At 58.3% G+C, this 26,112-nt stretch carries 17 protein-coding genes and 5 tRNA genes; 19 read left to right on the forward strand and 3 right to left on the reverse strand.

What is annotated here, in order from left to right:
* Positions 1 to 127: 127 nt before the first annotated feature.
* The 3 genes from ACNAZA_RS10250 to ACNAZA_RS10260 are packed head-to-tail and all read right to left on the reverse strand — an operon-like array spanning position 128 to position 6,023.
* Positions 128 to 1,537, reverse strand: coding sequence for an efflux transporter outer membrane subunit (locus tag ACNAZA_RS10250; protein ID WP_415796559.1), 1,410 nt, complete (start codon positions 1,535 to 1,537; stop codon positions 128 to 130).
* Positions 1,530 to 4,709 (reverse strand): efflux RND transporter permease subunit, encoded by a 3,180-nt coding sequence (locus tag ACNAZA_RS10255; protein WP_415796488.1) that lies wholly within the window; start codon positions 4,707 to 4,709, stop codon positions 1,530 to 1,532. The genes ACNAZA_RS10250 and ACNAZA_RS10255 overlap by 8 nt, the downstream gene beginning before the upstream one ends.
* Before the next feature lie 15 nt (positions 4,710 to 4,724).
* Positions 4,725 to 6,023 carry an efflux RND transporter periplasmic adaptor subunit gene (locus ACNAZA_RS10260; protein WP_415796489.1) on the reverse strand — a complete coding sequence of 433 codons (1,299 nt, stop codon included), beginning with the start codon at positions 6,021 to 6,023 and terminating at the stop codon, positions 4,725 to 4,727.
* Positions 6,024 to 6,251: 228 nt separating this feature from the next.
* Here ACNAZA_RS10260 and ACNAZA_RS10265 point away from each other — a divergent pair, with 228 nt between their 5' ends.
* From ACNAZA_RS10265 to ACNAZA_RS10355, 19 genes are all read left to right on the forward strand, one after another.
* Positions 6,252 to 6,872, forward strand: a complete 621-nt coding sequence (locus tag ACNAZA_RS10265; protein ID WP_415796490.1) for a TetR family transcriptional regulator — start codon at positions 6,252 to 6,254, stop codon at positions 6,870 to 6,872.
* 73 nt (positions 6,873 to 6,945) lie between these two features.
* Positions 6,946 to 7,021: transfer RNA gene (locus ACNAZA_RS10270), tRNA-Arg, on the forward strand.
* A gap of 81 nt (positions 7,022 to 7,102) precedes the next feature.
* Positions 7,103 to 7,188, forward strand: a tRNA-Tyr gene (locus ACNAZA_RS10275).
* A gap of 56 nt (positions 7,189 to 7,244) precedes the next feature.
* Positions 7,245 to 7,318: transfer RNA gene (locus ACNAZA_RS10280), tRNA-Gly, on the forward strand.
* A gap of 44 nt (positions 7,319 to 7,362) precedes the next feature.
* Positions 7,363 to 7,437: transfer RNA gene (locus tag ACNAZA_RS10285), tRNA-Thr, on the forward strand.
* A 78-nt stretch (positions 7,438 to 7,515) separates the two neighbouring features.
* Positions 7,516 to 8,706 (forward strand): elongation factor Tu, encoded by a 1,191-nt coding sequence (tuf, locus tag ACNAZA_RS10290; RefSeq protein WP_415796468.1) that lies wholly within the window; start codon positions 7,516 to 7,518, stop codon positions 8,704 to 8,706.
* Positions 8,707 to 8,719: 13 nt separating this feature from the next.
* Positions 8,720 to 8,795, forward strand: a tRNA-Trp gene (locus tag ACNAZA_RS10295).
* An 88-nt stretch (positions 8,796 to 8,883) separates the two neighbouring features.
* Positions 8,884 to 9,267 (forward strand): preprotein translocase subunit SecE, encoded by a 384-nt coding sequence (gene secE / locus ACNAZA_RS10300; RefSeq protein ID WP_120965944.1) that lies wholly within the window; start codon positions 8,884 to 8,886, stop codon positions 9,265 to 9,267.
* The gene (nusG, locus tag ACNAZA_RS10305) at positions 9,267 to 9,854 is read left to right on the forward strand and encodes a transcription termination/antitermination protein NusG (RefSeq protein WP_415796491.1); all 588 of its coding nucleotides are present in this window, start codon (positions 9,267 to 9,269) and stop codon (positions 9,852 to 9,854) included. Before secE ends, nusG begins: the two co-directional genes overlap by 1 nt.
* Before the next feature lie 130 nt (positions 9,855 to 9,984).
* Positions 9,985 to 10,416, forward strand: a complete 432-nt coding sequence (rplK, locus tag ACNAZA_RS10310) for a 50S ribosomal protein L11 (protein WP_120965948.1) — start codon at positions 9,985 to 9,987, stop codon at positions 10,414 to 10,416.
* Positions 10,417 to 11,112 (forward strand): 50S ribosomal protein L1, encoded by a 696-nt coding sequence (gene rplA / locus ACNAZA_RS10315; protein ID WP_120965950.1) that lies wholly within the window; start codon positions 10,417 to 10,419, stop codon positions 11,110 to 11,112. It abuts the gene before it with no gap.
* Positions 11,113 to 11,340: 228 nt separating this feature from the next.
* Positions 11,341 to 11,874 (forward strand): 50S ribosomal protein L10, encoded by a 534-nt coding sequence (gene rplJ / locus ACNAZA_RS10320; RefSeq protein WP_120965952.1) that lies wholly within the window; start codon positions 11,341 to 11,343, stop codon positions 11,872 to 11,874.
* A gap of 38 nt (positions 11,875 to 11,912) precedes the next feature.
* Positions 11,913 to 12,284: a 50S ribosomal protein L7/L12 gene (gene rplL / locus ACNAZA_RS10325; RefSeq protein WP_120965954.1), complete on the forward strand. Its 372-nt coding sequence runs from the start codon at positions 11,913 to 11,915 to the stop codon at positions 12,282 to 12,284.
* Between the two features lie 278 nt (positions 12,285 to 12,562).
* Entirely contained in the window at positions 12,563 to 16,675 is a 4,113-nt protein-coding gene (rpoB, locus tag ACNAZA_RS10330; RefSeq protein WP_120965956.1) for a DNA-directed RNA polymerase subunit beta, read from the forward strand.
* Between the two features lie 18 nt (positions 16,676 to 16,693).
* A complete protein-coding gene (gene rpoC / locus ACNAZA_RS10335; RefSeq protein WP_415796492.1) occupies positions 16,694 to 20,908 on the forward strand; it encodes a DNA-directed RNA polymerase subunit beta' in 4,215 nt (1,404 codons plus the stop codon).
* 136 nt (positions 20,909 to 21,044) lie between these two features.
* Positions 21,045 to 22,421, forward strand: a complete 1,377-nt coding sequence (gene rsmB, locus ACNAZA_RS10340) for a 16S rRNA (cytosine(967)-C(5))-methyltransferase RsmB (RefSeq protein WP_415796493.1) — start codon at positions 21,045 to 21,047, stop codon at positions 22,419 to 22,421.
* A 64-nt stretch (positions 22,422 to 22,485) separates the two neighbouring features.
* Complete coding sequence (locus ACNAZA_RS10345; RefSeq protein WP_415796494.1) at positions 22,486 to 23,025, forward strand: DUF4390 domain-containing protein; 540 nt, start codon at positions 22,486 to 22,488, stop codon at positions 23,023 to 23,025.
* Positions 23,025 to 25,352: a sensor histidine kinase gene (locus ACNAZA_RS10350; RefSeq protein WP_415796495.1), complete on the forward strand. Its 2,328-nt coding sequence runs from the start codon at positions 23,025 to 23,027 to the stop codon at positions 25,350 to 25,352. The genes ACNAZA_RS10345 and ACNAZA_RS10350 overlap by 1 nt, the downstream gene beginning before the upstream one ends.
* 17 nt (positions 25,353 to 25,369) lie before the next feature.
* On the forward strand, positions 25,370 to 26,035 hold the full coding sequence (locus tag ACNAZA_RS10355) for a response regulator (protein ID WP_415796496.1): 666 nt from the start codon (positions 25,370 to 25,372) through the stop codon (positions 26,033 to 26,035).
* Positions 26,036 to 26,112: the final 77 nt, after the last annotated feature.

The raw sequence follows: 26,112 nt of genomic DNA on the forward strand, positions 1-26,112 counted from the left end.
GAAAGTCAGTGCACGACGATACGGGTTGACGCCGGGTGCATAAAGGAGTTGCGTTGGATCAAACCGCAGCGGCCAGATGTGAAAAAGGCGCCACAAGGGCGCCTTGGTGAGCTGCAGCAACGCGGGTTTACTGTGCTGCGCTAGAGGGCTCGCTCCAGCCGCCGCCCAGAACCTTGTACAGATTGACCTGGTTTTGCAGCTGTGCCAGTCGTACCTGCACCACGGATTGCTCCAGTGCGAACAACGAGCGCTGTGCATCGAGCAGATCCAGATAGCTGGCCACGCCGTTGGTGTAGCGCAGGTCAGACAGCTTGTAGCGTACCGACTCGGCGTCCAGCTGGCGCGACTGGGCGTCAAGCTGGTCCTGCAGCGTCTGGCGGCCTACCAGTGCATCGGAGACTTCCCGGAAAGCCGACTGAATGGCTTTTTCATACTGGGCCACCGCAATCTTCTGGCCGGCTTGCGCCGACTCGAGATTGGCGCGGTTGCGGCCCGCGTTGAAGATGGGCAGGTACAGCGAAGGTGAAATGCTGAACATCGCCGAGTCAGACTTGAAGAGGTCAGACACATCGCTGCTGGCAAAGCCCGCCGCTGCAGTCAGGGAAATATTGGGGAAGAACGCTGCGCGTGCTGCACCAATATTGGCGTTGGCCGCAATCATGGACTGTTCCGCCTGGCGCACGTCGGGTCGACGCAGCAACAGATCGGAGGGAAGGCCCGAGGGCACATCGGCAAGCGCCGGCAGGTCGGCCAGCTTCTTGTCCTGCATGCTGTTGAGCAGATCGGCGGGCAGGGTCTGGCCCACCAGCAGCGTCAGCGCATTCACATCCAGGGCGCGCTGGCGGGTTTGCTGGGCCAGGGTGGCGCGGGCATTCTCGGTCAGCGACTGGGCCTGGCGGAAGTCCAGCTCGGAAGCCACTCCCGCATCCAGGCGCAGCTTGGTCAGCTTGATGGATTGCTCACGCGTGCCCAAGGTACGGCGCGAGATGGTCATCAGCTCCTCGTCGGCCTGCAAGCCCAGCCAGGTGTTGGCGACATTGGCAATCAGGCTGATCTGGGCGGCTTTTCGGCCTTCCTCGGTAGCCAAGTACTGCGCCAGAGCCTGCTCCTTCATGCTGCCGATGCGGCCCCAGAAATCGATCTCCCAGCTCGGCATGGACAGGCCTGCCATGTAGGTGTTCGCGTAGTTGCCGGTTGCCGTGTTGGGCTGACGGCTGCCGGTACCTGCAACACCCAGTTCGGGAAACTGGGCTGCGCGCTGAATCTGGTACTGGGCGCGGGCTTTCTCGATATTGAGCACGGCCACGCGCAGATCGCGGTTGTTTTCCAGCGCCAGGTTGATGACCTGCTGCAATCGCGGGTCGGTGAAGAACTGCTGCCAGGGCGTATCGGCAGCAGCCACAGCACCGGCTTGCTCGTTGGCGGCAGGAAAGTGCTCGGCCACGGGTGCAGCGGGTCTATCCAGCGTGGGAATGAAGGAGCAGCCGCTGACCAGCAGTACGCCAGCCAGTGCCACGGGTAGCAAAGTCTTATTCATCATGCGAGCCTCCCTGCGCTGCAGAAGTTGCTGCCGGGGAAGTGGTGTGGTTGTCTGGCTTGGATTTCTTACCGAACAGCTTGAACACTGAGATAAAGAACACCGGCACCAGGAACACGGACAAAGGCGTACCGATCACCATGCCCCAGAACACGCCGGTACCGATGGCTTGCTGGCTGGCAGCACTGGCGCCGGAGGCGATATACAGCGGCACCACGCCCAGAATGAAGGCCAGAGAGGTCATCAAAATGGGGCGGAAGCGCAGGTGACCGGCCTCCAGTGCCGACTCCAGCACGCTCTTGCCCTGTGCATGCAGATCCTTGGCGAACTCCACAATCAAGATGGCGTTCTTGGCCGACAGACCAATGACCGTGATCAGCGCCACCTGGAAGTAGATGTCGTTAGGCATGCTGCGCATCATCACGCCGGCCACGGCACCGAACACGCCCAATGGCACGACCAGCATCACGGATAGCGGAATGCTCCAGCTTTCGTACAGAGCAGCCAGACACAGGAAGACGGCCAGCAGGGAGAACACGTACAGCAATGCTGCCGATGAACCCGCCTTCTTTTCGTCCAGGGACTGGCCTGTCCATTCATAGCCAAAGCCTTCCGGCAGTTCGGTGGCCAGTTTCTGCATTTCCTCCATGGCCTGACCGCTGGTATAGCCGGGCTTGGCCTGGCCGGTAATGCTCATGGACGGGTAGCCGTTGTAGCGCGACATCTGCATGGGTCCGCTGATCCACTTGGTGGTGACCAGAGAAGAGAGCTCCACCAGCTTGCCATCCGCGTTGGGTACGGTCAGGCGCATCACGTCCTCGGGCTGCATGCGGCGAGCGGCATCGGCCTGGATGGTCACGCGCTGCATATATCCCTGGTTCGGGAAGTCGGTGGAGTTGGCCGAACCCAGCGCTGTGGACAGCGTGGTGGCGATGTCCGACATGTTCACCTTCTGGGCGTACACGGCATCACGGTTGATATCCACCTGCCACTGCGGCGCATCGTCCACGCCGTCAAAGCGCACGCCGGTCAGCACGGCGCTCTGATTGGCCTTGGCCACCAGATCGTTGCGCGCTGCCAGCAAGGCTGCGTGTCCCTTGGCGGAGCGGTCTTGCAGGCGGAAGGTAAAGCCGTCGCTATTGCCCAGTTCGGGGATGGATGGAGGTACCAGGGTAAAGATGAAACCGTCTCGCAGCTGCATCATGGCTCCCATGGCGCGGTCCGCGAAAGACTTGGCATCCGAGCCCTTTGCGGTGCGTTCAGACCAATCCTTGAAGGTGGTGAAGGACAGGCCGACGTTCTGGCCCTGGCCCGCAAAGCTGAAGCCCAGAATGCTCACGATGTCTGCGGTTTCGGGTTGCGCGAGCGCAAACTTTTCCAGCTCACCCATGGTTTTGCTGGTGCGTTCCAGTGTGGCGCCGGGCGGCAGCTGGGTCAGGGAGATCACATAGCCCTGGTCTTCCGTGGGCAGGAAGGAGGAGGGCAGCTTCAGGAAGATAAAGGCCGCACCTGCAATCACCAGCGCATACACGATGGTGGCTTGCACCGAGCGCTTGACGACGAAGGACAGCGCGCCGGAGTAGCGGTGGGTTCCAGCCTCAAACTTGCGGTTGAACCAGTTGTAGAACGGGCCCAGCAAACCGGTCTTTTTGTCATGCGCATGGCCCTTGGGGATGGGCTTGAGCATGGTGGCGCACAGTGCGGGCGTCAGCGTCAGCGCAAAGAAGCCGGAGAAGAAGATGGAGATCGCCATCACCAGCGAGAACTGGCGGTAGATCGCGCCCGTGGCGCCGCTGAACAGCGCCAATGGCAGGAACACGGTCACCAGAATCACGGTGATACCGACCACGGCGCCCTGGATCTGGCCCATGGCCTTGATCGTGGCTTCCTTGGGCGGCAGCCCCTCTTCGGACATGATGCGTTCGACGTTTTCCACCACCACGATGGCATCGTCCACCACGATACCGATCACCAGCACCATGGCGAACATGGCCAAAATATTGATGGTCAGGCCGGATACCAGCATCACGGCAAAAGTGCCCAGCAGCGCGATAGGCACCACGATGGTTGGGATCAGCGTGTAGCGGATGTTCTGCAGGAAGATCAGCATCACGATGAACACCAGCACGATGGCTTCGATCAACGTGTGCACCACTTTTTCAATGGAGATCTTGACGAACTTGGAAGTGTCGTAAGGCGAAGACCACTTCACGCCGGCAGGCAGGAAAGGTTCAATTTCCGCCATCTTGGCGTACACCAGCTTGGCTGTTGCCATGGCGTTGGCGGTTGCCGTCAGCTGCACAGCCATGGCGACTGCGGGCTTGCCGTTCAGGCGAGACTCAAAGCCATAGCTTTCCGTGCCCAGTTCGACACGTCCAATATCCTTGATGCGCACGGTGGAGCCGTCGGGATTGGAGCGCAGCACCACATTGGAAAACTCCTCGGGTGTTGTCAACTGGCCAGGCACCACGATGGTGGCGTTCATGGTTGTGCCGGGCAGGCTGGGCGTGTTGCCCAGCGAGCCGCCGGAGATCTGCTGGTTCTGGGCTGCGATGGCAGAATTAATCTGCGCAATCGACATATTGAAACCCTGCAACTTGGCCGGGTCTACCCAGATGCGCATGGCACGTCCGGAAGCAAACAACTGGGCCTTGCCTACGCCTTCGAGACGCTGCACTTCAGGCAGGACGTTGCGGTTGACGTAGTCGGCAATATCGTCGCGCGAGGTTTCCCCTGTGTCTGACTGGAAAGCCAGAATCATCAGGAAGTTGCTCATGGACTTTTCGACCCGAACGCCCAGCGCCTGCACGATTTGCGGCAGGCGGGACTGCACCCGTGCCAGACGGTTTTGCACGTCCACCTGGGCCAGATCCTGGTTGGTGCCGGGCTCGAATGTCACGGTCAGCGTGCCTTGGCCGGTGGCCGAGGCGCTGGTTTCCATGTACATCAGACCGGTGGCGCCGTTCATCTCGCGTTCGATGAGCTGCAGCACCGAATCCGTCATGGTTTGCGCTGTTGCACCGGGGTAGGTCGCGGTCACCGAAATGGTGGGCGGCGCGACCGTTGGAAACTGCGAAATCGGCAGCTTGGTGATGGCCACGATACCTGCAAGAATCACGAAAATCGCGATCACCCAGGCAAAAATAGGGCGATGAATAAAGAACTTTGACATAGCAGTTCGCCCTGGTTACTTCTGGGCTGGTGCGCTATCGGCCGCCTCAGCTCCAGCGGCAGGTGCCGCCTGTTTTTCGGCGCCGTTGGCTGCCGGTGCAGCTGGCGCCTTGGCATCGCCCTTCCATGGCACAGGCGTTACCTTCTTGGCACCCATGCCAACCTTGACGATGCCGTCCACCAACACCTTTTCACCGGCCTTCAGGCCCGAGGTGACGATCCAGTCAGAGCCTTTGGACTGGCTGATCTGCACGGGGCGAGGTGCCACCGTTCCGTCGTCAGCGACGATCATCACGAAATTGCCCTTTTCGTTACGCGTCACGGCTTGCTGAGGAATCAGGGCTGCGTTGTCCACTTGGGCCTGCTCCAGGCGCACCCGCACATAAGTACCGGGCAGCAGCAGACCTTGGGGGTTTGGCAGCTCTGCGCGAATGCTGACCTGGCCCGTCGTAGGGTCCACTGTCAGGTCGGTAAACAGCAGCTTGCCCGGATGCGCATATTGCTGACCATCGTCCAAATAGACGATGGCCTTGGCCGCGTTTTCGCCTACCTTTGCTAACTTGCCAGAACTGAGCGCTTCGCGCATGCGCATGATTTCAGACGACGATTGCGTGAGGTTCACATACAGCGGATTGATTTGCTGGATGGTTGCCAGTTGCGTGGCTTCACCTTGACCGACCAGAGCACCTTCCGTGACCAGTGCGCGACCGATGCGTCCGGAGATAGGGGCGGTCACGCTGGCATAGCCCAGATTGACGTTGGCGTTGGTCACTGCGGCATTGCCTGCAGCCACTTGCGCGCGCGCCGCCTTTTCATTGGCGATAGCCGTGTCGTATTCCTGCTTGCTGATAGCATTCGCTTCTACCAATGGCTTGTAGCGACGGGCGGTTGCTGCGGCCTGAGCCAGGTTGGCTTCGGCCTGAGCCAAGGTGGCCTGAGCGCTTTGCAGGTTGGCGCGATAAGGCGTGTTGTCGATCTGGAACAGGACCTGTCCCGCTTTGACGTCAGAGCCTTCCTGGAACAGACGTTTTTGCACAATACCCGCAGCCCGTGCTCGCACCTGAGCCACGCGCGAAGCTTCCAGGCGGCCAGGCAGATCGGACACCAGCGGAACTGCCTGCAGCTCTACCGTGATAACACCCACTTCCGGTGGCTGCGCTTGTGCCGCAGCCTGTGCTTTTTGGGCATCTTCTTGCTTGTCACTGCAGGCAGCAAGTCCCAAGGCTGCGATCAGGCTCAGGCCGATAACCATCGTGCGCTTGTACTGCGCGGCAGGCTTGGACTGTTTCTCGGGGGCCTGGTGTGTTTCATACATGTGATGCATGAACGTCCTTCCGGTTGACTTTGAAAACGTGAAAGAGCGCGACGTGAGAACGTAGCGCTCGAATAAGGGGGAATCCGACTGGACTTCCCTACTAATGATGGTGTATGAATTATACATACATCCATAAATGTATAATTAGGAAATTCGTGTGAAAGGCCTTTTTTAGCGGGGTCTTTCTTGCGCAGAATTGCTACGGGTGAGTGGCGATAAGGATTGGAAATGGCACGTAGAACCAAGGCCGAGGCCGATGAAACGCGCACCAGGTTGTTGGATGCTGCGGAAGAGGTTTTTTTTGAAAAAGGGGTGTCGCGCACATCTCTAGGGGATGTGGCGCAACGCGCAGGGGCTACGCGTGGGGCGGTGTATTGGCACTTCAAAGACAAGATGGATGTCTTTGGTTCCATGCTCAGCCGTATTTGCATGCCGTTTGATGAGATCTGTGATGACAAATATGGCGAGATGGCGCCTCTGCAGCGTATCCGCCATTCCATTCAGATGGTCTTTGAGAGCATGGATGAAGATGAGCGCAAGCGCAAGGTCTTCGACACTGCGCTGTTCAAGATGGAGTACGTGGGGGAGTTGGCGGAGCTGCGGGGGCAGCACATAGAAAGTGCCCGCTGCTCGCAAGAAAAATTTGCCCAGGATCTTGCGCTTGCAGCGCAGGAGCAATCAGTGAATTTGTCGATCTCTCCGGCGGATGCAGCATTGGGTCTGCATTCGCTGTTTGTCGGGCTCATTCATGGTTGGGTTCTGAATGAAGGCCGTTTTGCGCTGGCACCTGTTGGGCGCATGTCGGTGGATGTGTACTTGACTGGATTGGGATTTCAGCTGAGTTTGTAATTTGTGCTGTATTTGCCGTGCATAATGGCGGCTGTTGAATTGTTGTTGGCTGCGCAAGCGTGTTAACGGATTCGCGGCTGTAGCTCAGTGGATAGAGTATTGGCCTCCGAAGCCAAGGGTCGTGGGTTCGATCCCCGCCAGCCGCGCCAACATCGTCGATCAGCAAAAAATCAAAAAAATTCCATATTTTTTTTGGGCTGAAAAAACGGTGCTACAATTCAAATCTCTTCGGAGGGGTGGCCGAGTGGTTAAAGGCAGCAGACTGTAAATCTGCCCGCTAACGCGTACACAGGTTCGAATCCTGTCCCCTCCACCAGCAATGGTTTGGAAGAGAAGATTGCTAGAGATAGCGGTCGCGTGCAGTCAATCTGTGCGGGAGTAGTTCAATGGTAGAACCCTAGCCTTCCAAGCTAATGACGCGGGTTCGATTCCCGTCTCCCGCTCCAGTTTGCGAGCAAAGATTTTTGAAGTTGCTAGTTGTGACTTCGTTGCCCATGTGGCTCAGTGGTAGAGCACTCCCTTGGTAAGGGAGAGGTCGCGGGTCCGATTCCCGCCATGGGCACCATTTCTGGTGCGCTCGCTTTGATAGGGTAGCGCCGAAATCCCTGTTGCAGTGATATAGATTTTTTTCGGAGTCGGAAAAATGGCAAAAGAAAAATTCGAGCGCACCAAGCCCCACGTCAACGTGGGCACCATCGGTCACGTTGACCATGGTAAGACCACTCTGACGGCTGCTATCGCCACCGTGCTGTCCAAGCACTTCGGCGGCGAAGCCAAGGATTACTCCCAGATCGACAACGCGCCTGAAGAAAAGGCTCGTGGTATCACGATCAACACTTCGCACGTCGAGTACGAAACCGCTAATCGCCACTACGCTCACGTTGACTGCCCCGGTCACGCTGACTATGTGAAGAACATGATTACCGGCGCTGCTCAAATGGACGGCGCTATCTTGGTGTGCTCGGCCGCTGACGGCCCCATGCCCCAAACTCGCGAACACATCCTGCTGTCGCGTCAAGTTGGCGTGCCTTACATCATCGTCTTCCTGAACAAGGCTGACATGGTGGACGACGAAGAACTGCTGGAACTGGTCGAAATGGAAGTGCGCGAGCTGCTGTCCAAGTACGACTTCCCTGGCGACGACACTCCCATCATCCGCGGCTCCGCTAAGCTGGCCCTGGAAGGCGACCAATCCGACAAGGGTGAGCCCGCTATCCTGCGTCTGGCTGAAGCTCTGGACACCTACATCCCCACCCCCGAGCGTGCTATCGACGGCGCCTTCGTGATGCCCGTGGAAGACGTGTTCTCGATCTCCGGTCGTGGTACCGTGGTGACTGGCCGTATCGAACGCGGTATCGTCAAGGTCGGCGAAGAAATCGAAATCGTCGGTATCAAGGACACCGTCAAGACCATCGTTACCGGCGTGGAAATGTTCCGCAAGCTGCTGGACCAAGGTCAAGCTGGTGACAACGTGGGTCTGCTGCTGCGCGGCACCAAGCGTGAAGACGTGGAACGTGGCCAAGTTCTGGCCAAGCCCGGCTCCATCAAGCCCCACACCCACTTCACCGCTGAAGTGTATGTGTTGTCCAAGGACGAAGGCGGTCGCCACACTCCTTTCTTCAACAACTACCGTCCTCAGTTCTACTTCCGTACGACTGACGTGACCGGCTCCATCGAGCTGCCAGAAGGCAAGGAAATGGTTATGCCTGGTGACAACGTGTCGATCACTGTGAAGCTGATCAACCCCATCGCCATGGAAGAAGGTCTGCGCTTTGCTATCCGCGAAGGTGGTCGTACCGTGGGCGCTGGCGTGGTTGCCAAGGTTATTGCTTAATTGATTGGTTTTTAGGGGTATAGCTCAATTGGCAGAGCGTCGGTCTCCAAAACCGAAGGTTGTAGGTTCGATTCCTACTGCCCCTGCCACCTTATAATGGTGGAATCAACGAGAGCCCGCCTTTGGCGGGCTTTGCCGTCTTGAAATTGTGCAAATTTTGCGCATTTGAAATGAAATATGGCCACTACTCAGGTTGAAACAGTCAGCTCCGTTGCTGACAAAGCAAAATTAGCCGCAGTTGCGGCTTTAGTTGTTGCTTCTATTGCCGGCTTCTATCTGTTGAGCAAGCAAGGCCCGGTGGCACAATGGGCTGCGCTGATCCTCGGTTTGGTCATCGCTGCTGGTGTGTTCTTGGTCTCTGAGCCTGGCAAGCGGTTTACTGGTTTTGCGCGAGATGCCTGGCGTGAAGTCAAGAAGGTCGTGTGGCCGACCCGCAAGGAAACTTTCCAAATGACGCTTTACGTCTTTGGCTTTGTGGTGGTCATGGCTTTGTTCTTGTGGTTCACGGACAAGACCTTGGAATGGGTCTTGTATGACCTGATTTTGGGCTGGAGGAAGTAATGGCAGACGCTGTTGAAGCAGATGTGAACGGCGGTGCAGCTGCACCGGCCAATCCTGATCTGCGCTGGTATATCGTCCATGCTTATTCGGGCATGGAAAAAGCTGTTGAGCGCAATATTGCAGAACGTATCGCACGTTCGGGCATGCAGTCCAAATTTGGCCGCATTCTGGTTCCTTCCGAGGAAGTGGTGGAGATGCGCAATGGACAGCGACGCACGACAGAGCGTCGCCTGTTCCCCGGCTATGTGTTCGTCGAAATGGTGATGGAAGACGATACTTGGCACTTGGTCAAGCACACCAGCAAGGTGACTGGCTTTGTGGGTGGTGCCAAGAATCGACCCGCACCCATTTCTGAAGAAGAAGTGCGCAAGATCGTCGATCAGATGCAAGAGGGTACTGAGAAGCCCCGCCACAAGGTTGAATTCATGGTTGGTGAGTTGGTTCGTGTGAAGGAAGGTCCTTTCACCGATTTCAACGGCTCCGTTGAAGAAGTTAACTACGAAAAGAATCGTCTGCGCGTCTCGGTTACCATTTTTGGCCGTGCAACGCCTGTGGAATTAGAGTTCGCTCAAGTTGAGAAAACTTAAGTTCCAACTTAGAATATAAGGCTTCGCATTTTTTGACTCGATGCGGAGCTTTTTTGTAGAGTCTTAACTTCGGGGAGCTACTTGCATCCAGTTTGGATGTATATGGCGTTTTACCCGTTAGGAGCATTCAATGGCGAAGAAAATCGTCGGCTTCATCAAGCTGCAAGTGCCAGCTGGTAAGGCCAATCCTTCCCCTCCCATCGGTCCTGCGCTGGGTCAGCGCGGCCTCAACATCATGGAATTCTGCAAGGCGTTCAACGCCCAGACCCAAGGTGTCGAGCCCGGCCTGCCTTTGCCCGTGGTTATCACGGCATTTGCTGACAAGAGCTTCACTTTTGTCATCAAGACTCCTCCCGCAACCGTGCTGATCAAGAAGGCGATCAAGCTCGACAAGGGCTCTTCGAACCCCCTGAAGACTAAGGTCGGCAAGATTTCCCGCGCTCAGCTGGAAGAAATCGCCAAGACCAAGTTGAAGGACATGAACGCCGCTGACGTTGACGCTGCTGTGCGTACGCTGGCTGGTTCTGCCCGTTCGATGGGCGTGATCGTGGAGGGTGTGTAAATGGCCAAGTTGACCAAGAAGCAAAAAGCTCTCCAAGGCAAAGTTGACAGCAACAAGCTGTACGCTCTGACTGATGCTATCGCCCTGGTGAAGGACGCAGCTACCGCTAAGTTCGATGAATCCATCGACGTGGCCGTTCAGCTGGGTGTGGATGCCAAGAAGTCGGACCAAGTGGTGCGTGGCGCCGTGGTTCTGCCTCACGGTACCGGCAAGGTTGCTCGCGTGGCCGTGTTCGCACAAGGTGCCAAGGCTGAAGAAGCCAAGGCTGCCGGCGCTGACGTGGTTGGTATGGACGACCTGGCTGCCATGGTGAAGGCTGGCGACATGCCCTTCGACGTGGTGATCGCTGCTCCTGACGCTATGCGCGTTGTGGGTCAGCTGGGCCAGATCCTGGGTCCACGTGGTCTGATGCCTAACCCCAAGGTTGGCACCGTGACTCCTGACGTCGCTACGGCCGTGAAGAACGCCAAGGCTGGTCAAGTGCAGTTCCGCGTCGACAAGGCCGGTATTGTTCACGGCACTATTGGTCGTCGTTCCTTCGACACCGAAAAGCTGCAGGGTAACCTGGCTGCTTTGATCGAAGCGCTGAACAAGGCCAAGCCTGCTTCCAGCAAGGGTCTGTACCTGCGCAAGGTTGCTGTTTCGTCGACTATGGGTGTGGGCGTTCGCGTCGATACGCAATCCATCTCGGCGTAATTGCTAGAAATCGTCAGATGAGCCTTGGCTCATCTGGTGTGGTGGGCTGATGGGGTTGTTGCTCTATCAGGTCATCCAAGACCGTTGGTGTGATTCAGATCACTTAATCGTGATGGCCAACGCAGATGGCGATCCCGCTGCAGATGGATTTTTTTCCAAAACAGTTGGTCGCTGCAACAAGAGCGCGCATGAGGGGCTAGCCCTGAGTGCGCATTTAAGGAGTAGACCTTGAGTCTTAATCGCAGTGAGAAAGAAGCGGTCATCAACGAAGTGACCAGCCTCGCCGCTAAAGCTCAAACGCTTGTGATCGCGGAATACCGTGGCATCACGGTCGCCGACATGACCAAACTGCGCGCTGATGCACGCAGCAAGGGCGTGAGCTTGAGCGTGTTGAAGAACACCCTGGCCCGCCGTGCTGTGGCTGGCGGCCAGTTTGACGTGGTGGCTGACCAGATGACTGGTCCGCTGATCTATGGCTTCTCTGAAGACGCAGTGGCTGCCGCTAAGGTGGTGGCCGACTTCGCGAAGACCAACGACAAGTTGGTGATTCGCGGTGGCGCGTTTTCGGGCAAAGCCCTGGACGTTAACGGCGTGAAGCAACTGGCTAGCATTCCCTCCAAGGAAATCTTGCTGGCACAAGTGTGTGGCTTGCTTATGTCCCCAATGTCGCGTACAGCCGTTGTGCTGGGCGCCCTGGCGGCAAAGAAGAGCGAAGGCGCAGAACCTGCAGCTGAAGCTGAAGCTGAAGCAGCTGCCGCTTAATTGCGCGGCACAAACCAACAAATTTGTTAGGAAATAACATGGCATTCGATAAAGACGCATTCTTGACCGCCCTGGACAGCATGACTGTTCTGGAACTGAACGACCTGGTCAAGGCAATTGAAGAGAAGTTTGGCGTGTCTGCCGCCGCTATGGCTGCTCCCGCTGCTGGTGGCGCTGCTGCCGCTGCTGTGGAAGAAAAGACCGAGTTCAACGTTGTGCTGACTGAAGCCGGCGCGAACAAGGTTTCCGTGATTAAGGCTGTGCGTGAAATCACTGGCCTGGGCCTGAAGGAAGCCAAGGATCTGGTTGACGGCGCTCCCAAGAACGTGAAGGAAGCTGTTGCCAAGGCTGACGCTGAAGCTGCTGTGAAGAAGCTGATCGAAGCCGGTGCTAAGGCTGAACTGAAGTAATTCAGTGAAATCAAGGGCTGGAGACTCTTTTCAGGGTCTCCAGCCTTTGGCGCTTGTGAAATGCGCTGAAAAGAACACACCAAAAAGCAGGTTTCCTGGGGAGTCTGCTTTTTAGTGTCTTCTGACAATCCGACAGCAGAAGATGCCTTGGTTCGGGTGATGTGCAACGCATCACCGTCAGCCATGGTTGGTAGTGGCCAACCGCCAAGCCCGCAGAGTGAATCCTCTGTGGGGCAGTCGTCGCAGACCCAGGACTCATGTCTTTGCCCGGAGATCTCATGGCCTATTCTTACACCGAACGCAAGCGAATTCGCAAAAGCTTCGGGAGCCGCGAAAGCGTGCTCGAAGTGCCTTATCTGCTGCAGATGCAAAAAGATGCCTATACCGCATTCTTGCAGGCAGATGTAGCCCCCAAAAAACGTACCATTGATGGCCTGCAAGCGGCTTTCAATTCCGCTTTCCCCATCGTCTCCCACAACGGATTCGTTGAAATGAAGTTTGTCGAGTACAACCTCGCCAAGCCTGCTTTTGACGTTCGTGAATGCCAGACCCGTGGTCTGACCTTCGCCTCGGCCGTGCGTGCCAAGGTGCAGTTGATCATCTATGACCGTGAGTCTTCCACGGCTCAGTCCAAGGTGGTCAAGGAAGTGAAGGAACAAGAGGTCTACATGGGCGAAGTGCCCCTGATGACCGAAAAGGGTTCTTTCATCGTCAACGGTACCGAGCGCGTGATCGTGTCTCAGCTGCACCGTTCGCCTGGCGTGTTCTTCGAACACGACAAGGGTAAGACCCATAGCTCGGGCAAGCTGCTGTTCTCGGCACGCATCATCCCTTATCGCGGTTCCTGGCTGGACTTTGAGTTCGACCCCAAGGACCTGCTGTTCTTCCGTGTGGACCGTCGCCGCAAGATGCCTGTGACGATTCTGCTGAAGGCCATCGGTCTGACGCCTGAAACCATTCTGGCCAACTTCTTCGTCAACGACAATTTCCGTCTGATGGACAGTGGTGCCCAGATGGAGTTCGTGGCTGATCGTCTGAAGGGTGAAATTGCCCGTTTCGACATCACCGACAAGGCTGGCAAGGTCGTTGTGGCCAAGGACAAGCGCGTCACCGCCCGTCACACTCGTGAGATGGAGCAATCGGGTACCAAGTACGTCAGCGTGCCTGAAGACTTCCTGATTGGTCGCGTAGTCGCCAAGAACATTGTTGATCCCGACACCGGTGAAATCATTGCCAAGGCCAACGAAGAGTTGACCGAAGCTCTGCTCAAGAAGCTGCGCAGCGCCGGCGTGCAAGATCTGCAATGCCTGTACACCAATGAACTGGATCAAGGCGCTTACATCTCGCAGACTCTGCGTACCGATGAAACCGTGGACGAATTTGCCGCCCGCGTTGCCATCTACCGCATGATGCGTCCCGGCGAGCCGCCTACCGAGGACGCTGTGCAAGCGCTGTTCCAGCGCCTGTTCTACAACCCCGATACGTACGATCTGTCGCGCGTGGGTCGTATGAAGTTCAATGCCAAGGTCGGTCGCGATGGCGCAACCGGCCCCATGGTGCTGTCCAACGAAGACATCTTGGCCGTGGTCAAGATTTTGGTGGATCTGCGCAATGGCAAGGGTGAAGTCGACGATATCGATCACCTGGGCAACCGTCGCGTGCGCTGCGTGGGCGAACTGGCCGAAAACCAGTACCGCACCGGTCTGGCACGTATCGAAAAGGCTGTGAAGGAACGTCTGGGTCAGGCTGAGCAAGAGCCTCTGATGCCTCACGATCTGATCAACTCCAAGCCCATCTCTGCAGCCCTGAAGGAGTTCTTCGGTGCATCGCAGCTGTCGCAGTTCATGGACCAGACCAATCCTCTGGCCGAAATCACCCACAAGCGCCGTGTTTCGGCTCTTGGCCCGGGCGGTTTGACTCGCGAACGTGCCGGCTTTGAAGTGCGTGACGTGCACGTGACCCACTACGGTCGCGTCTGCCCTATCGAAACGCCTGAAGGTCCAAACATTGGCCTGATCAACTCGCTGGCCCTGTATGCCCGCTTGAATGAATACGGCTTCATCGAAACGCCTTACCGCCGCGTGGTGGATGGCAAGGTGACCAACCAGATCGATTACCTGTCTGCCATCGAAGAAGGCAAGTACGTGATCGCTCAGGCCAATGCCGAGTTGGACGCCGAAGGCCGTCTGACGGGTGACCTGGTGTCGGCCCGTGAAAACGGTGAATCGACCCTGCTGTCCGCCGAGCGCGTGCAGTACATGGACGTGTCGCCTGCGCAGATCGTGTCGGTGGCTGCTTCCCTGATTCCGTTCCTCGAACACGATGACGCGAACCGCGCATTGATGGGTGCCAACATGTCGCGTCAGGCCGTGCCTGTGCTGCGTCCTGAAAAGCCCATGGTTGGTACCGGTATCGAGCGCGTGGCCGCTGTGGACTCCGGCACCGTGGTGACGGCAACTCGCGGCGGTATCGTGGATTACGTGGATGCAACCCGCATCGTGATCCGCGTGAACGACGACGAAGCAGTGGCTGGTGAAGTGGGTGTGGACATCTACAACCTCATCAAGTATCAGCGTTCCAACCAGAACACCAACATCCACCAACGCCCCATCGTCAAGCGCGGTGACAAGTTGGCCAAGGGTGATGTGCTGGCGGACGGCGCTTCTACCGATCTGGGCGAAATCGCCATCGGTCAGAACATGCTGATCGCTTTCATGCCCTGGAACGGCTACAACTTCGAAGATTCGATCTTGATCAACGAGCGCGTGGTGGCTGAAGACCGCTACACCTCGATCCACATCGAAGAACTCGTGGTCATGGCTCGCGATACCAAGCTTGGCCCAGAGGAAATCACGCGCGACATTCCGAACCTGTCGGAACAGCAACTGAACCGTCTGGACGAGTCCGGCATCATCTACGTGGGCGCTGAAGTGCAACCCGGCGATGTGCTGGTGGGCAAGGTCACTCCCAAGGGTGAAACGACTCTGACTCCTGAAGAAAAGCTGCTGCGCGCTATCTTCGGTGAGAAGGCTTCGGACGTGAAGGACACCTCGCTGCGTGTGGATCAGGGCTCGCAAGGCACCGTGATCGACGTGCAAGTGTTCACGCGTGAAGGCATCCAGCGCGACAAGCGTGCTCAACAGATTATTGATGATGAGCTCAAGCGCTTCCGTCTGGATCTGAACGACCAGCTGCGTATTGTGGAAGCCGATGCGTTCGACCGTATCGAGAAGCTGCTGACCGGCCGCGTGGCCAATGGTGGCCCGCAAAAGCTGTCCAAGGGCGCCAAGATCGACAAGGCGTATCTGGACGGTGTGGAGAAGTTCCACTGGTTCGACATTCGTCCGGCAGAAGACGATGTGGCTGCACAATTGGAGTCCATCAAGAACTCCATTGAGCAGCAGCGTCACAACTTCGACCTGGCTTTTGAAGAAAAGCGCAAGAAGCTCACGCAAGGCGACGAGTTGCCTGCTGGCGTGCTGAAGATGGTCAAGGTCTACCTGGCCGTCAAGCGTCGTCTGCAGCCTGGTGACAAGATGGCCGGCCGTCACGGTAACAAGGGTGTGGTCTCCAAGATCGTGCCTGTGGAAGACATGCCTTACATGGCTGATGGCTCCACTGCCGACATCGTGCTGAACCCGCTGGGCGTGCCTTCGCGTATGAACATCGGTCAGGTGCTGGAAGTGCACTTGGGCTGGGCCGGCAAGGGTCTGGGTCAGCGCATCGGCAACATGCTCCAAGAAGAAGCCCGTGCTGCTGAAGTGCGCGCCTTCCTGGAAGAGGTTTACAACAGCCGAGGCCGCAAGGAAGACCTGGCTCAGCTGGACGACAACGAAGTTCTGGCCATGGCCCAGACCTTGACTACGGGCGTGCCGTTTGCCACTCCCGTGTTCGACGGTGCTTCCGAGCAGGAAATCAAGGACATGCTGAAGCTGGCATATCCCGATGACCTGAAGGAGCGCAAGGGCCTGACCGAGACCCGCACACAGGCGTATCTGTATGACGGCCGCACTGGTGACCGCTTCGAGCGTCCCACCACCATCGGCTACATGCACTACCTGAAGCTGCACCACTTGGTCGACGACAAGATGCATGCCCGTTCCACCGGTCCGTACTCGCTGGTGACGCAACAACCTCTGGGCGGTAAGGCTCAGTTCGGTGGTCAGCGTTTCGGTGAAATGGAAGTGTGGGCGCTGGAAGCTTACGGCGCCGCCTACGTGCTGCAGGAAATGTTGACTGTGAAGTCCGATGACGTGGTGGGCCGTACCAAGGTGTACGAATCCATCGTCAAGGGTGAGCATTCCATCGAGGCAGGCATGCCCGAGTCGTTCAACGTGCTGGTCAAGGAAATCCGTTCCCTGGGCCTGGACATTGAACTCGAACGTTCTTAATTGAAAAGGAAAGAGTCTATGAAATCGCTACTCGACCTGTTCAAGCAATTTACGCCTGATGAGCATTTCGATGCCATCAAGATCGGCCTGGCCTCGCCCGAAAAGATCCGCTCGTGGTCTTTCGGCGAAGTGAAGAAGCCTGAGACGATCAACTACCGTACCTTCAAGCCCGAGCGTGATGGTCTGTTCTGCGCCAAGATCTTTGGGCCGATCAAGGACTACGAATGCCTGTGCGGCAAGTACAAGCGCTTGAAGCACCGCGGCGTGATCTGCGAGAAGTGTGGCGTTGAAGTCACACAGACCAAGGTGCGTCGTGAACGCATGGGTCACATCGACCTGGCTGCACCTTGCGCCCACATCTGGTTCCTGAAGTCCCTGCCGTCGCGTCTGGGCCTGGTGCTGGACATGACGCTGCGCGACATCGAACGCGTGCTGTACTTTGAAGCCTATGTGGTGACCGATCCCGGCATGACTCCGCTGAAGAAGTTCAGCATCATGACCGAAGACGATTACGACGCTAAGTGCATCGAATACGGCTACGACGAATTCACCGCCAAGATGGGCGCTGAAGGTATCAAGGACCTGCTGGAAGGCATTGATATCGACGTCGAGATCGAGCGTCTGCGCGGCGATCTGACCGGCTCCGAAGTCAAGGTCAAGAAGAACGCCAAGCGTCTGAAGCTGCTGGAAGCCTTCAAGAAGTCCGGCATTCGTCCCGGCTGGATGGTGATGGAAGTGCTGCCTGTGCTGCCTCCGGATCTGCGTCCTCTGGTGCCCCTGGACGGCGGCCGCTTTGCGACCTCCGACCTGAACGACCTGTACCGTCGCGTTATCAACCGTAACTCGCGTCTGCGTCGTCTGCTGGAGCTGAAGGCTCCCGAAATCATTGCGCGCAACGAAAAGCGCATGCTGCAAGAAGCCGTGGACAGCTTGCTGGACAACGGTCGTCGCGGCAAGGCCATGACAGGCGCCAACAAGCGTGCCCTGAAGTCCCTGGCCGACATGATCAAGGGTAAGAGCGGTCGTTTCCGTCAGAACTTGCTGGGCAAGCGCGTGGACTACTCCGGTCGTTCCGTGATTACCGTGGGTCCTTACCTCAAGCTGCACCAGTGCGGTCTGCCCAAGCTGATGGCGCTGGAACTGTTCAAGCCCTTCATCTTTGCGCAGCTCGAGCAGCGCGGCATTGCCACGACCATCAAGGCTGCCAAGAAGGAAGTGGAAGCCGGTACACCCGTGGTGTGGGACATTCTTGAAGAAGTCATCAAGGAACACCCGATCATGCTCAACCGTGCGCCTACGCTGCACCGTTTGGGTATCCAGGCTTTCGAGCCCATCCTGATCGAAGGCAAGGCACTGCAACTGCACCCGCTGGTTTGCGCTGCGTTCAACGCCGACTTCGACGGTGACCAGATGGCTGTTCACGTGCCCTTGTCTGTGGAAGCGCAGATGGAAGCCCGTACGCTGATGCTGGCCTCCAACAACGTGCTGTTCCCTGCTTCGGGCGAGCCTTCCATCGTTCCTTCTCAGGACGTGGTGCTGGGTCTGTATCACGCCACGCGTGAGATGATCAACGGCAAGGGCGAAGGCATGGTGTTTGCCGACTTGGCTGAAGTGCAGCGCGCACTGGATGCCAACGAAACCGAGCTGCATGCCAAGATCAGCGTGCGCCTGACCGAGTGGAACAAGAACAAGGACACCGGCGAATTCGAGCCTGTGACCTCGTTGGTTGAAACCACGGTGGGTCGTGCTCTGCTGTCCGAGATTCTTCCCAAGGGCCTGGCGTTCACCAACATGAACAAGGCACTGAAGAAGAAGGAAATCTCCAAGCTGATCAATGCGTCCTTCCGTCGCTGCGGCCTGAAGGCTACCGTGGTGTTCGCCGACAAGCTGCTGCAAAACGGCTTCCGTCTGTCGACTCACGCTGGTTTCTCCGTGTCGATCGACGACATGCTGGTGCCTCCGCAAAAGGCTGAGATCCTGGCCCGTGCCGAAGGCGAAGTGAAGGAAATCGAGCAGCAGTACGTCTCGGGTCTGGTGACCTCCGGTGAGCGCTACAACAAGGTGGTGGACATTTGGGGCAAGGCCGGCGACGACGTGTCCAAGGTGATGATGGACCAGCTGAAGGTTGAAAAGACCACCGACCGTCACGGCAACGTAGTGGAGCAAGAGTCTTTCAACGCCATTTACATGATGGCCGACTCCGGCGCCCGTGGTTCTGCAGCCCAGATTCGTCAGCTGGCCGGTATGCGTGGTCTGATGGCCAAGCCTGACGGTTCCATTATTGAGACGCCTATTACCGCGAACTTCCGCGAAGGCCTCAATGTGTTGCAGTACTTCATCTCGACCCACGGTGCCCGTAAGGGTCTGGCCGACACGGCGTTGAAGACAGCTAACTCCGGTTACCTGACTCGTCGTCTGGTGGACGTGACGCAAGACTTGGTCGTGAACGAACAAGACTGCGGTACGTTCAACGGCTACCTGATGCGCGCCATCGTCGAAGGCGGTGAAGTGATCGAATCCCTGCGCGATCGCGTGCTGGGCCGTTCCGTCGCTGAAGACGTTCTGCACCCTGAAACACGCACTGTGTTGATGGCCGCAGGCACGCTGCTGGACGAAGACAACATCGAAGAGCTGGAAGCTCAAGGCGTGGACGAGATCAAGGTCCGTACGGCCCTGACCTGCGAAACCCGCTTTGGTCTGTGCGCCACCTGCTATGGCCGCGACTTGGGCCGTGGCGGCATGATCAACCTCGGCGAAGCCGTGGGCGTGATTGCAGCCCAGTCCATCGGTGAACCCGGTACCCAGCTGACCATGCGTACGTTCCACATCGGTGGTGCGGCTTCGCGTGCAGCCATCGCGTCGAGCGTGGAAGCCAAGTCCAACGGCTCCATCGGCTTCAACAGCACGATGCGCTATGTGAGCAACACCAAGGGTGAGCTGGTCGTGATTTCGCGCTCCGGCGAAATCGTGATTGCTGAAAACGGTCGCGAGCGTGAGCGTCACAAAGTGCCTTACGGCGCTGTGTTGACGGTCAAGCCCGATGAAGCCATCAAGGCTGGCAAGATCCTGGCTAACTGGGATCCGCTGACTCGCCCCATCATTACGGAATACGCCGGTCGGGTGAATTTCGAGAATGTGGAAGAAGGCTTGACGGTTGCCAAGCAGGTCGACGAAGTGACCGGTCTGTCCACTCTGGTGGTGATCGATCCCAAGCGTCGCGGTTCTGCCAAGGTCGTGCGTCCCCAGGTCAAGCTGATCGATGCCAACAACCAGGAAGTGAAGATTCCTGGTACCGACCACGCAGTGACGATCGGCTTCCAGGTCGGCGCTCTGATCCAGGTGCGTGATGGCCAGGATGTGGGCCCCGGCGAAGTGCTGGCCCGTATCCCCGTCGAAGGTCAGAAGACCCGCGACATTACCGGTGGTCTGCCTCGCGTGGCCGAGCTGTTCGAAGCCCGTACGCCCAAGGACAAGGGCACTCTGGCCGAGATGACCGGTACCGTGTCCTTCGGTAAGGAAACCAAGGGCAAGATCCGCCTGCAGATCACCGATCTGGAAGGCAAGGTCTGGGAAGAGCTGGTACCCAAGGAGCGCAACATTCTGGTCCACGAAGGCCAGGTGGTGAACAAGGGTGAATCCATTGTGGACGGCCCGGCCGATCCGCAGGACATCCTGCGTCTGCTGGGTATCGAAGAGCTGTCGCGCTACATCGTGGACGAAGTTCAGGACGTGTACCGCTTGCAAGGCGTGAAGATCAACGACAAGCACATCGAGGTGATCGTTCGCCAGATGCTGCGCCGCGTTGTGATCGAGAACCCAGGCGAGACCACCTACATCCAGGGTGAGCAGGTCGAACGCTCGGAAGTGCTCAACACCAACGAGGACATGCAAAAGCAAGGCAAGATTCCTGCAACGTACTCCAACGTGCTGCTGGGTATTACCAAGGCTTCGCTGTCGACCGACTCCTTCATCTCGGCTGCTTCCTTCCAGGAAACAACCCGCGTGCTGACCGAGGCTGCCATCATGGGCAAGCGCGACGAGCTGCGTGGCCTGAAGGAAAACGTGATCGTGGGTCGTCTGATCCCTGCCGGTACCGGTCTGGCCTACCACCAGGCACGCAAGGCCAAGGACGAAATGGACGACGCCGAGCGCCGTGCCATCGCCGATGCCGAAGCGGCTGAACTGGCTGGCGTGACCGCCGACGAAGCTTCCAGCGACGCTTCTGCCGAGTAAGCTGCAGCCGGATCCAGGGTGGGCAACCGCCCTGGATTGAGCTCAGCTGTGCGCTCCCGCTCTGCCTGCCGCAGACGGGAGCGTTTTTCTTTTGAAGAATTATTTAAATCTGCCTTGGCTTCAAGGCCTGTCGTCCATGAATCAAAAGCCCGAGAAAAAGCAGCCCACAGCAGATCAGCACCATGCGCCTGCGCTGTGGCAGCAATTGGATGCCGTGGCCCAGGCCCTGCATGGCATCTTGGGTGGGCAGTCGAGCAAGACGGTGTTGGCACAGGTGCCACAGCGCTTGCGCCCCGGTGTCCAGGCTTTGTTGTTCCAGGTGCTGCGCAATCTGGGTCGTGCGCAAGCGCTGCAAAAGCAGCTGGCGCCGCGCGCTCCGGCCCCCAAGGTCAGTGCCTTGCTGTGCACCGCCTTGGCCCTGGCCTGGACGGATGAGCAGGCACCGTATCCGCCGTTTACCCTGGTCAATCAGGCCGTCGAAGCGGCCAAGCGCGGTGCGGCACGTGCCCAGTCGGGTTTTATCAACGCCTGTTTGCGCCGTTTTTTGCGCGAGCGTGATGCGCTGGTTGCGGCCACGCAAGCGAGCCCGGTGGCCGTCTGGAACCATCCTGCCTGGTGGATAGAACGTCTGAAAAAAGACCATCCGCAGGATTGGCAGACCATTTTGGCCGCCAACAATGCGCAGCCGCCCATGACCTTGCGTGTTAATCAGCAAAAATGCACTCAATCCCAGTACCTGAAGGCGCTTGAAGCTATTGATTTGAGAGCTTCATTGGTGGCGGATATGGGCTTGCAGCTGGAGCATGCTGCGCCGGTGAACGAGTTGCCGCATTTCGCCGAAGGCTGGGCTTCCGTGCAAGATGCGGCCGCGCAACTGGCCGCTCCCTTGCTGCTCAAGGGCCTGACGCCGGTAGCAGGCCGCCCGCTGCGCGTGCTCGATGCCTGCGCAGCACCCGGCGGCAAAACGGCGCATTTGCTGGAATATGCCGCGCCTGGCTCGCTGCAAGTGACGGCGTTGGAGATCGATGCTGAGCGCGCGCACCGCATTGATGACACGCTGGGCCGTTTGGGCCTCAAGGCCCAGGTGCTGGTGGCAGACGCCAGCGCGCCTGATCAGTGGTTTGCATCGCAGTGCGGTGGCGAGCTGTTCGATGCCATTTTGCTGGATGCGCCTTGCTCGGCTTCGGGCATTGTGCGCCGCCAGCCCGATGCACGCTGGCTGCGCCGTGAAACCGATATTGCCCAGCTGGGGGAGATTCAATCCCGTCTTCTCGATACCTTGTGGCCCTTGCTGCAACCCGGCGGGCGCATGGTTTATTGCACCTGCTCGGTCTTCAAGGCCGAGGGGGAGGCTCAGGTGCAAGCGTTTCTTGCACGCAACACTACGGCGCTCAGCTTGCCTGCGGCAGGGCATTTAATTCCTGGCAAACCGGAAAAAGCGGATGGGCTGACTGACAATGCTTTAGGTGACCACGACGGCTTTTATTACGCACTGCTGGAAAAAACGCGCTGACACTTTCGCGCAGGCTTGGTGGCGAACGCTGCTGGCCTGCATGCTGTGTCTGGCGGCTTCCGGCATGCTGATGAAAAGCTGGGCGGACACGGTGCCGGCCGATATCAGTTCCATGAAGGTCGAGCGTAGTGACGAAGGCCTGTTTCTGTCTGCCAATCTGCAGTTCGATTTGCCCATGCAGGTCGATGATGCCCTGCGGCAGGGCATCCCCATTTACTTTGCTGCCGAAGCCCAGGTGCAGCGCGAGCGCTGGTACTGGTCCGACCAGCAACTGGGCACGGCCACGCGCTATTACCGCCTCACCCACCAGCCGCTGACACGCCGCTGGCGTCTGCATATCTCCAATAACGCCTTCACCAGTTCCTCCGGGGGGCTGGTTCTGGGCCAGACCTATGAGCAGCTGGAAGACGCACTTGCTGCCATTCAGCGCATCTCGCGCTGGAAGATCATGGAGCCGGGGCAGCTCAATGGCACCTCGGGTGTCTCGGTACAACTGCGCTTCAGAGTGGATTTGTCGGCCTTGCCAAGGCCTTTGCAAATTGGCGCTCTCGGCCGTTCGGGCTGGAATTTGCAACTCTCGCGCACACAGATACTGGAGCCCTGATGGCTGATTTCAAGCATCTGGATTCCGAAGGCGCGCTGCCGTCCACCACGCGCTGGTCCCGCGCCACCCGCTTGGCCGTGGGTACGGGCGTGGCTTTGATGGCCGTTGTCGGCGTGATGCTGCTGTTTCTGCTCACCTTGGCTACGAATAACCGCTTGGCCTACGAGAGGAATTACAACTGGCTGTTTGCCGCCAATGTGGTGGCCGCAGGCCTGTTGCTGTTCATTTTGCTGTGGGGCGGCATACGTCTTGCCCTGCGCCTGCGCCGTGGACGTTTCGGCAGCCGGCTGCTGCTCAAGCTGGCAGGTATCTTCACTCTGGTGGGCCTGGTGCCGGGCTTGCTGATTTATGTCGTGTCCTATCAGTTTGTGTCCCGCTCCATCGAGAGCTGGTTCGATGTCAAGGTGGAAGGGGCGCTGTCCGCCGGGGTGAGTCTGGCCAGCGCCACGCTGGAGACGGTGGCCAACGACATGGCCAATAACACCCGCACGGCAGTCGCTCAGCTGTCCACGGTGTCCGACACCGGTGCGGCGCTGGTGCTGGAGCGCATACGGGATCAGATTGGCGCCACGGATGCCGTGCTCTGGAGCGCCTCGGGCCGGGCCATTGCCAGTGTCGGTAAATCCCAATTCGATCTGCAGCCGGAGCGCCCCAGCACGCAGGAGCTGCGCACTCTGCGCGAGCAGCGAACGATTGCCAGCATCGAAGGGCTGGATGACGAAACCGAAGGCCCTTCAGAAAAGGCTGCTGCCAACGCCCGCGTGCGGACCCTGGTGCAGGTGCCCAACCCTTCCGTCAACCTGTTGGAAGAACCGCGCTATCTGCAAGCCACCATCCCGCTGCCGTCCAGTTTGGTGACCAATGCCCTGGCCGTGCAGGAGGCGAACCGGGAGTACCAGGAGCGCGCCCTGGCCCGTGGCGGCCTGCAGCGCATGTATATAGGCACGCTCACGCTGGCCCTGTTTTTGGCCGTGTTTGGTGCCGTGGTGCTGGCCGTGGTGCTGGGCAATCAGCTGGCCAAACCGCTGCTTTTGTTGGCCCAGGGCATGCGCGATGTGGCGAGAGGCGATCTGCGGCCCAAGCCCGCCCTGCAGAACAAGGATGAAATCGGTGGGCTGACCCGCTCGTTTGCGGTGATGACACAGCAGCTGGCCGATGCACGCTCGGATGCCAACCGTAATTTGCTGCAGCTCGATTCCGCCCGCGCCAATCTGCAAACCATTCTGGACAATCTGACTTCGGGTGTCATCGTGCTCGATGACCAGGGACGCATCGTGCTCAGCAATCCGGGCGCGACCCGTATCTTGCGTGCGCCCATGGCAGTGTTCCAGGGCAAGCGCTTGCGCGATGTGTCGGGGCTGCAGGAATTTGCCCGTGTGGTGCAGGAGCAGTTTGCCCTGTTCCTTGGCGATCCCAATGCCGCCCAGGGGCGCGACCGCTGGCAGCTGGTGTTCGAGCTCGACGGCGGCGACGGCGACGTGGTGCACAACACGACGAGCCTGGTCATGCGTGGTGCAGAGCTGCCGGATGACCAGCGCCTGCTGGTGTTTGACGATATCTCCGAGATTGTGTCCGCCCAGCGTGCACAGGCTTGGGGCGAAGTGGCGCGACGGGTGGCGCACGAGATTAAGAATCCGCTGACCCCGATTCAGCTGTCTGCGGAGCGCATGGCGATGAAGCTTACCGACAAGCTGCAGCCAACGGAGCAAGCCCTGCTGGCCAAATCCGTCAAAACCATCGTGGATCAGGTGGCCGCCATGAAACGGCTGGTGGACGAGTTCCGCGAATATGCGCGTTTACCGGCCGCCAATCTGCAGGCGTTAGACTTGAACACTCTGGTGACCGAGGTGCTTCAGCTCTATGGCGAGGAAAATGCGACGGTGCGCGTAGACGCCATGTTGGACGAGCAATGCCCTCCCATTCATGGTGACAGCCAGCAGTTGCGACAGGTCATCCACAATCTTTTGCAAAATGCGCAGGACGCGACGATGCAAAAGGCTCAGGAAACCGGGCAGACTCCAGGGCCCGTCACTATTGAAACCCGCTGGATTGATTCAACACAACGGGTAAGGCTGAGCATCAGCGACAGTGGCACGGGATTTGCTGCCAACATACTGCAACGGGCGTTTGAGCCCTACGTGACTACCAAATCGCGTGGCACGGGACTGGGTCTGGCAGTGGTTAAAAAGATTGCCGACGAGCACCATGCCCGGGTTGACCTGGGTAATCGAGAGGAAGACGGGATAGTGCAAGGTGCACGAGTCTCGCTATCATTTGCACCTGATGACCGTGCGACGTGGCCTGATGCCGCCTCGCACACCGCATAGCAATAGGCTTTAGACACATGGCAAACATACTGGTGGTCGACGACGAACTGGGGATCCGGGATTTGTTGTCGGAAATCCTCAACGACGAAGGTCATAGTGTGGACGTGGCGGAGAACGCCAATCAGGCGCGCATAGCGCGTGCCTCCAATGCCTATGACCTCGTGTTGCTGGATATATGGATGCCGGATACGGATGGCGTCACGCTGCTCAAGGAATGGGCAACGGCCGGACAGCTGACCATGCCCGTCATCATGATGAGCGGTCATGCCACGATAGAGACGGCTGTGGAAGCCACGCGCATAGGCGCGCTGTCCTTTCTGGAAAAGCCCATCACCATGCAAAAGCTGCTCAAAGCGGTGGAGCAGGGTCTGGCCCGAAGCTCGACCAGCCAGGCGGCTGAATCTACAGCCGCCAGCAATGATGGCATCGCACCGACGCTGGCCACCAGCGTCTCGGCTCAGGCAACTGAAGACAATCTGCCCCATGCCCACCAGGGCTTTGACCTGGATCGCCCGTTGCGTGAAGCTCGTGATGGATTTGAAAAAGCCTATTTCGAGTTCCATCTGGCCCGTGAAGGCGGCTCCATGACGCGTGTGGCCGAGAAGACGGGGCTGGAGCGTACCCACCTGTACCGAAAGCTGCGACAACTGGGCGTGGACCTCGGACGCAATCGCCGCGGATAATTTTCAGAAAATTGGCGTATTTCGATTTGAGATCGAAAAGTATGCATATAATCGTGGCTTCGGTATGCGAGAGCATA

Source organism: Comamonas aquatilis (assembly GCF_965139575.1).
Taxonomy (GTDB): Bacteria; Pseudomonadota; Gammaproteobacteria; order Burkholderiales; family Burkholderiaceae_C; genus Comamonas; species Comamonas aquatilis.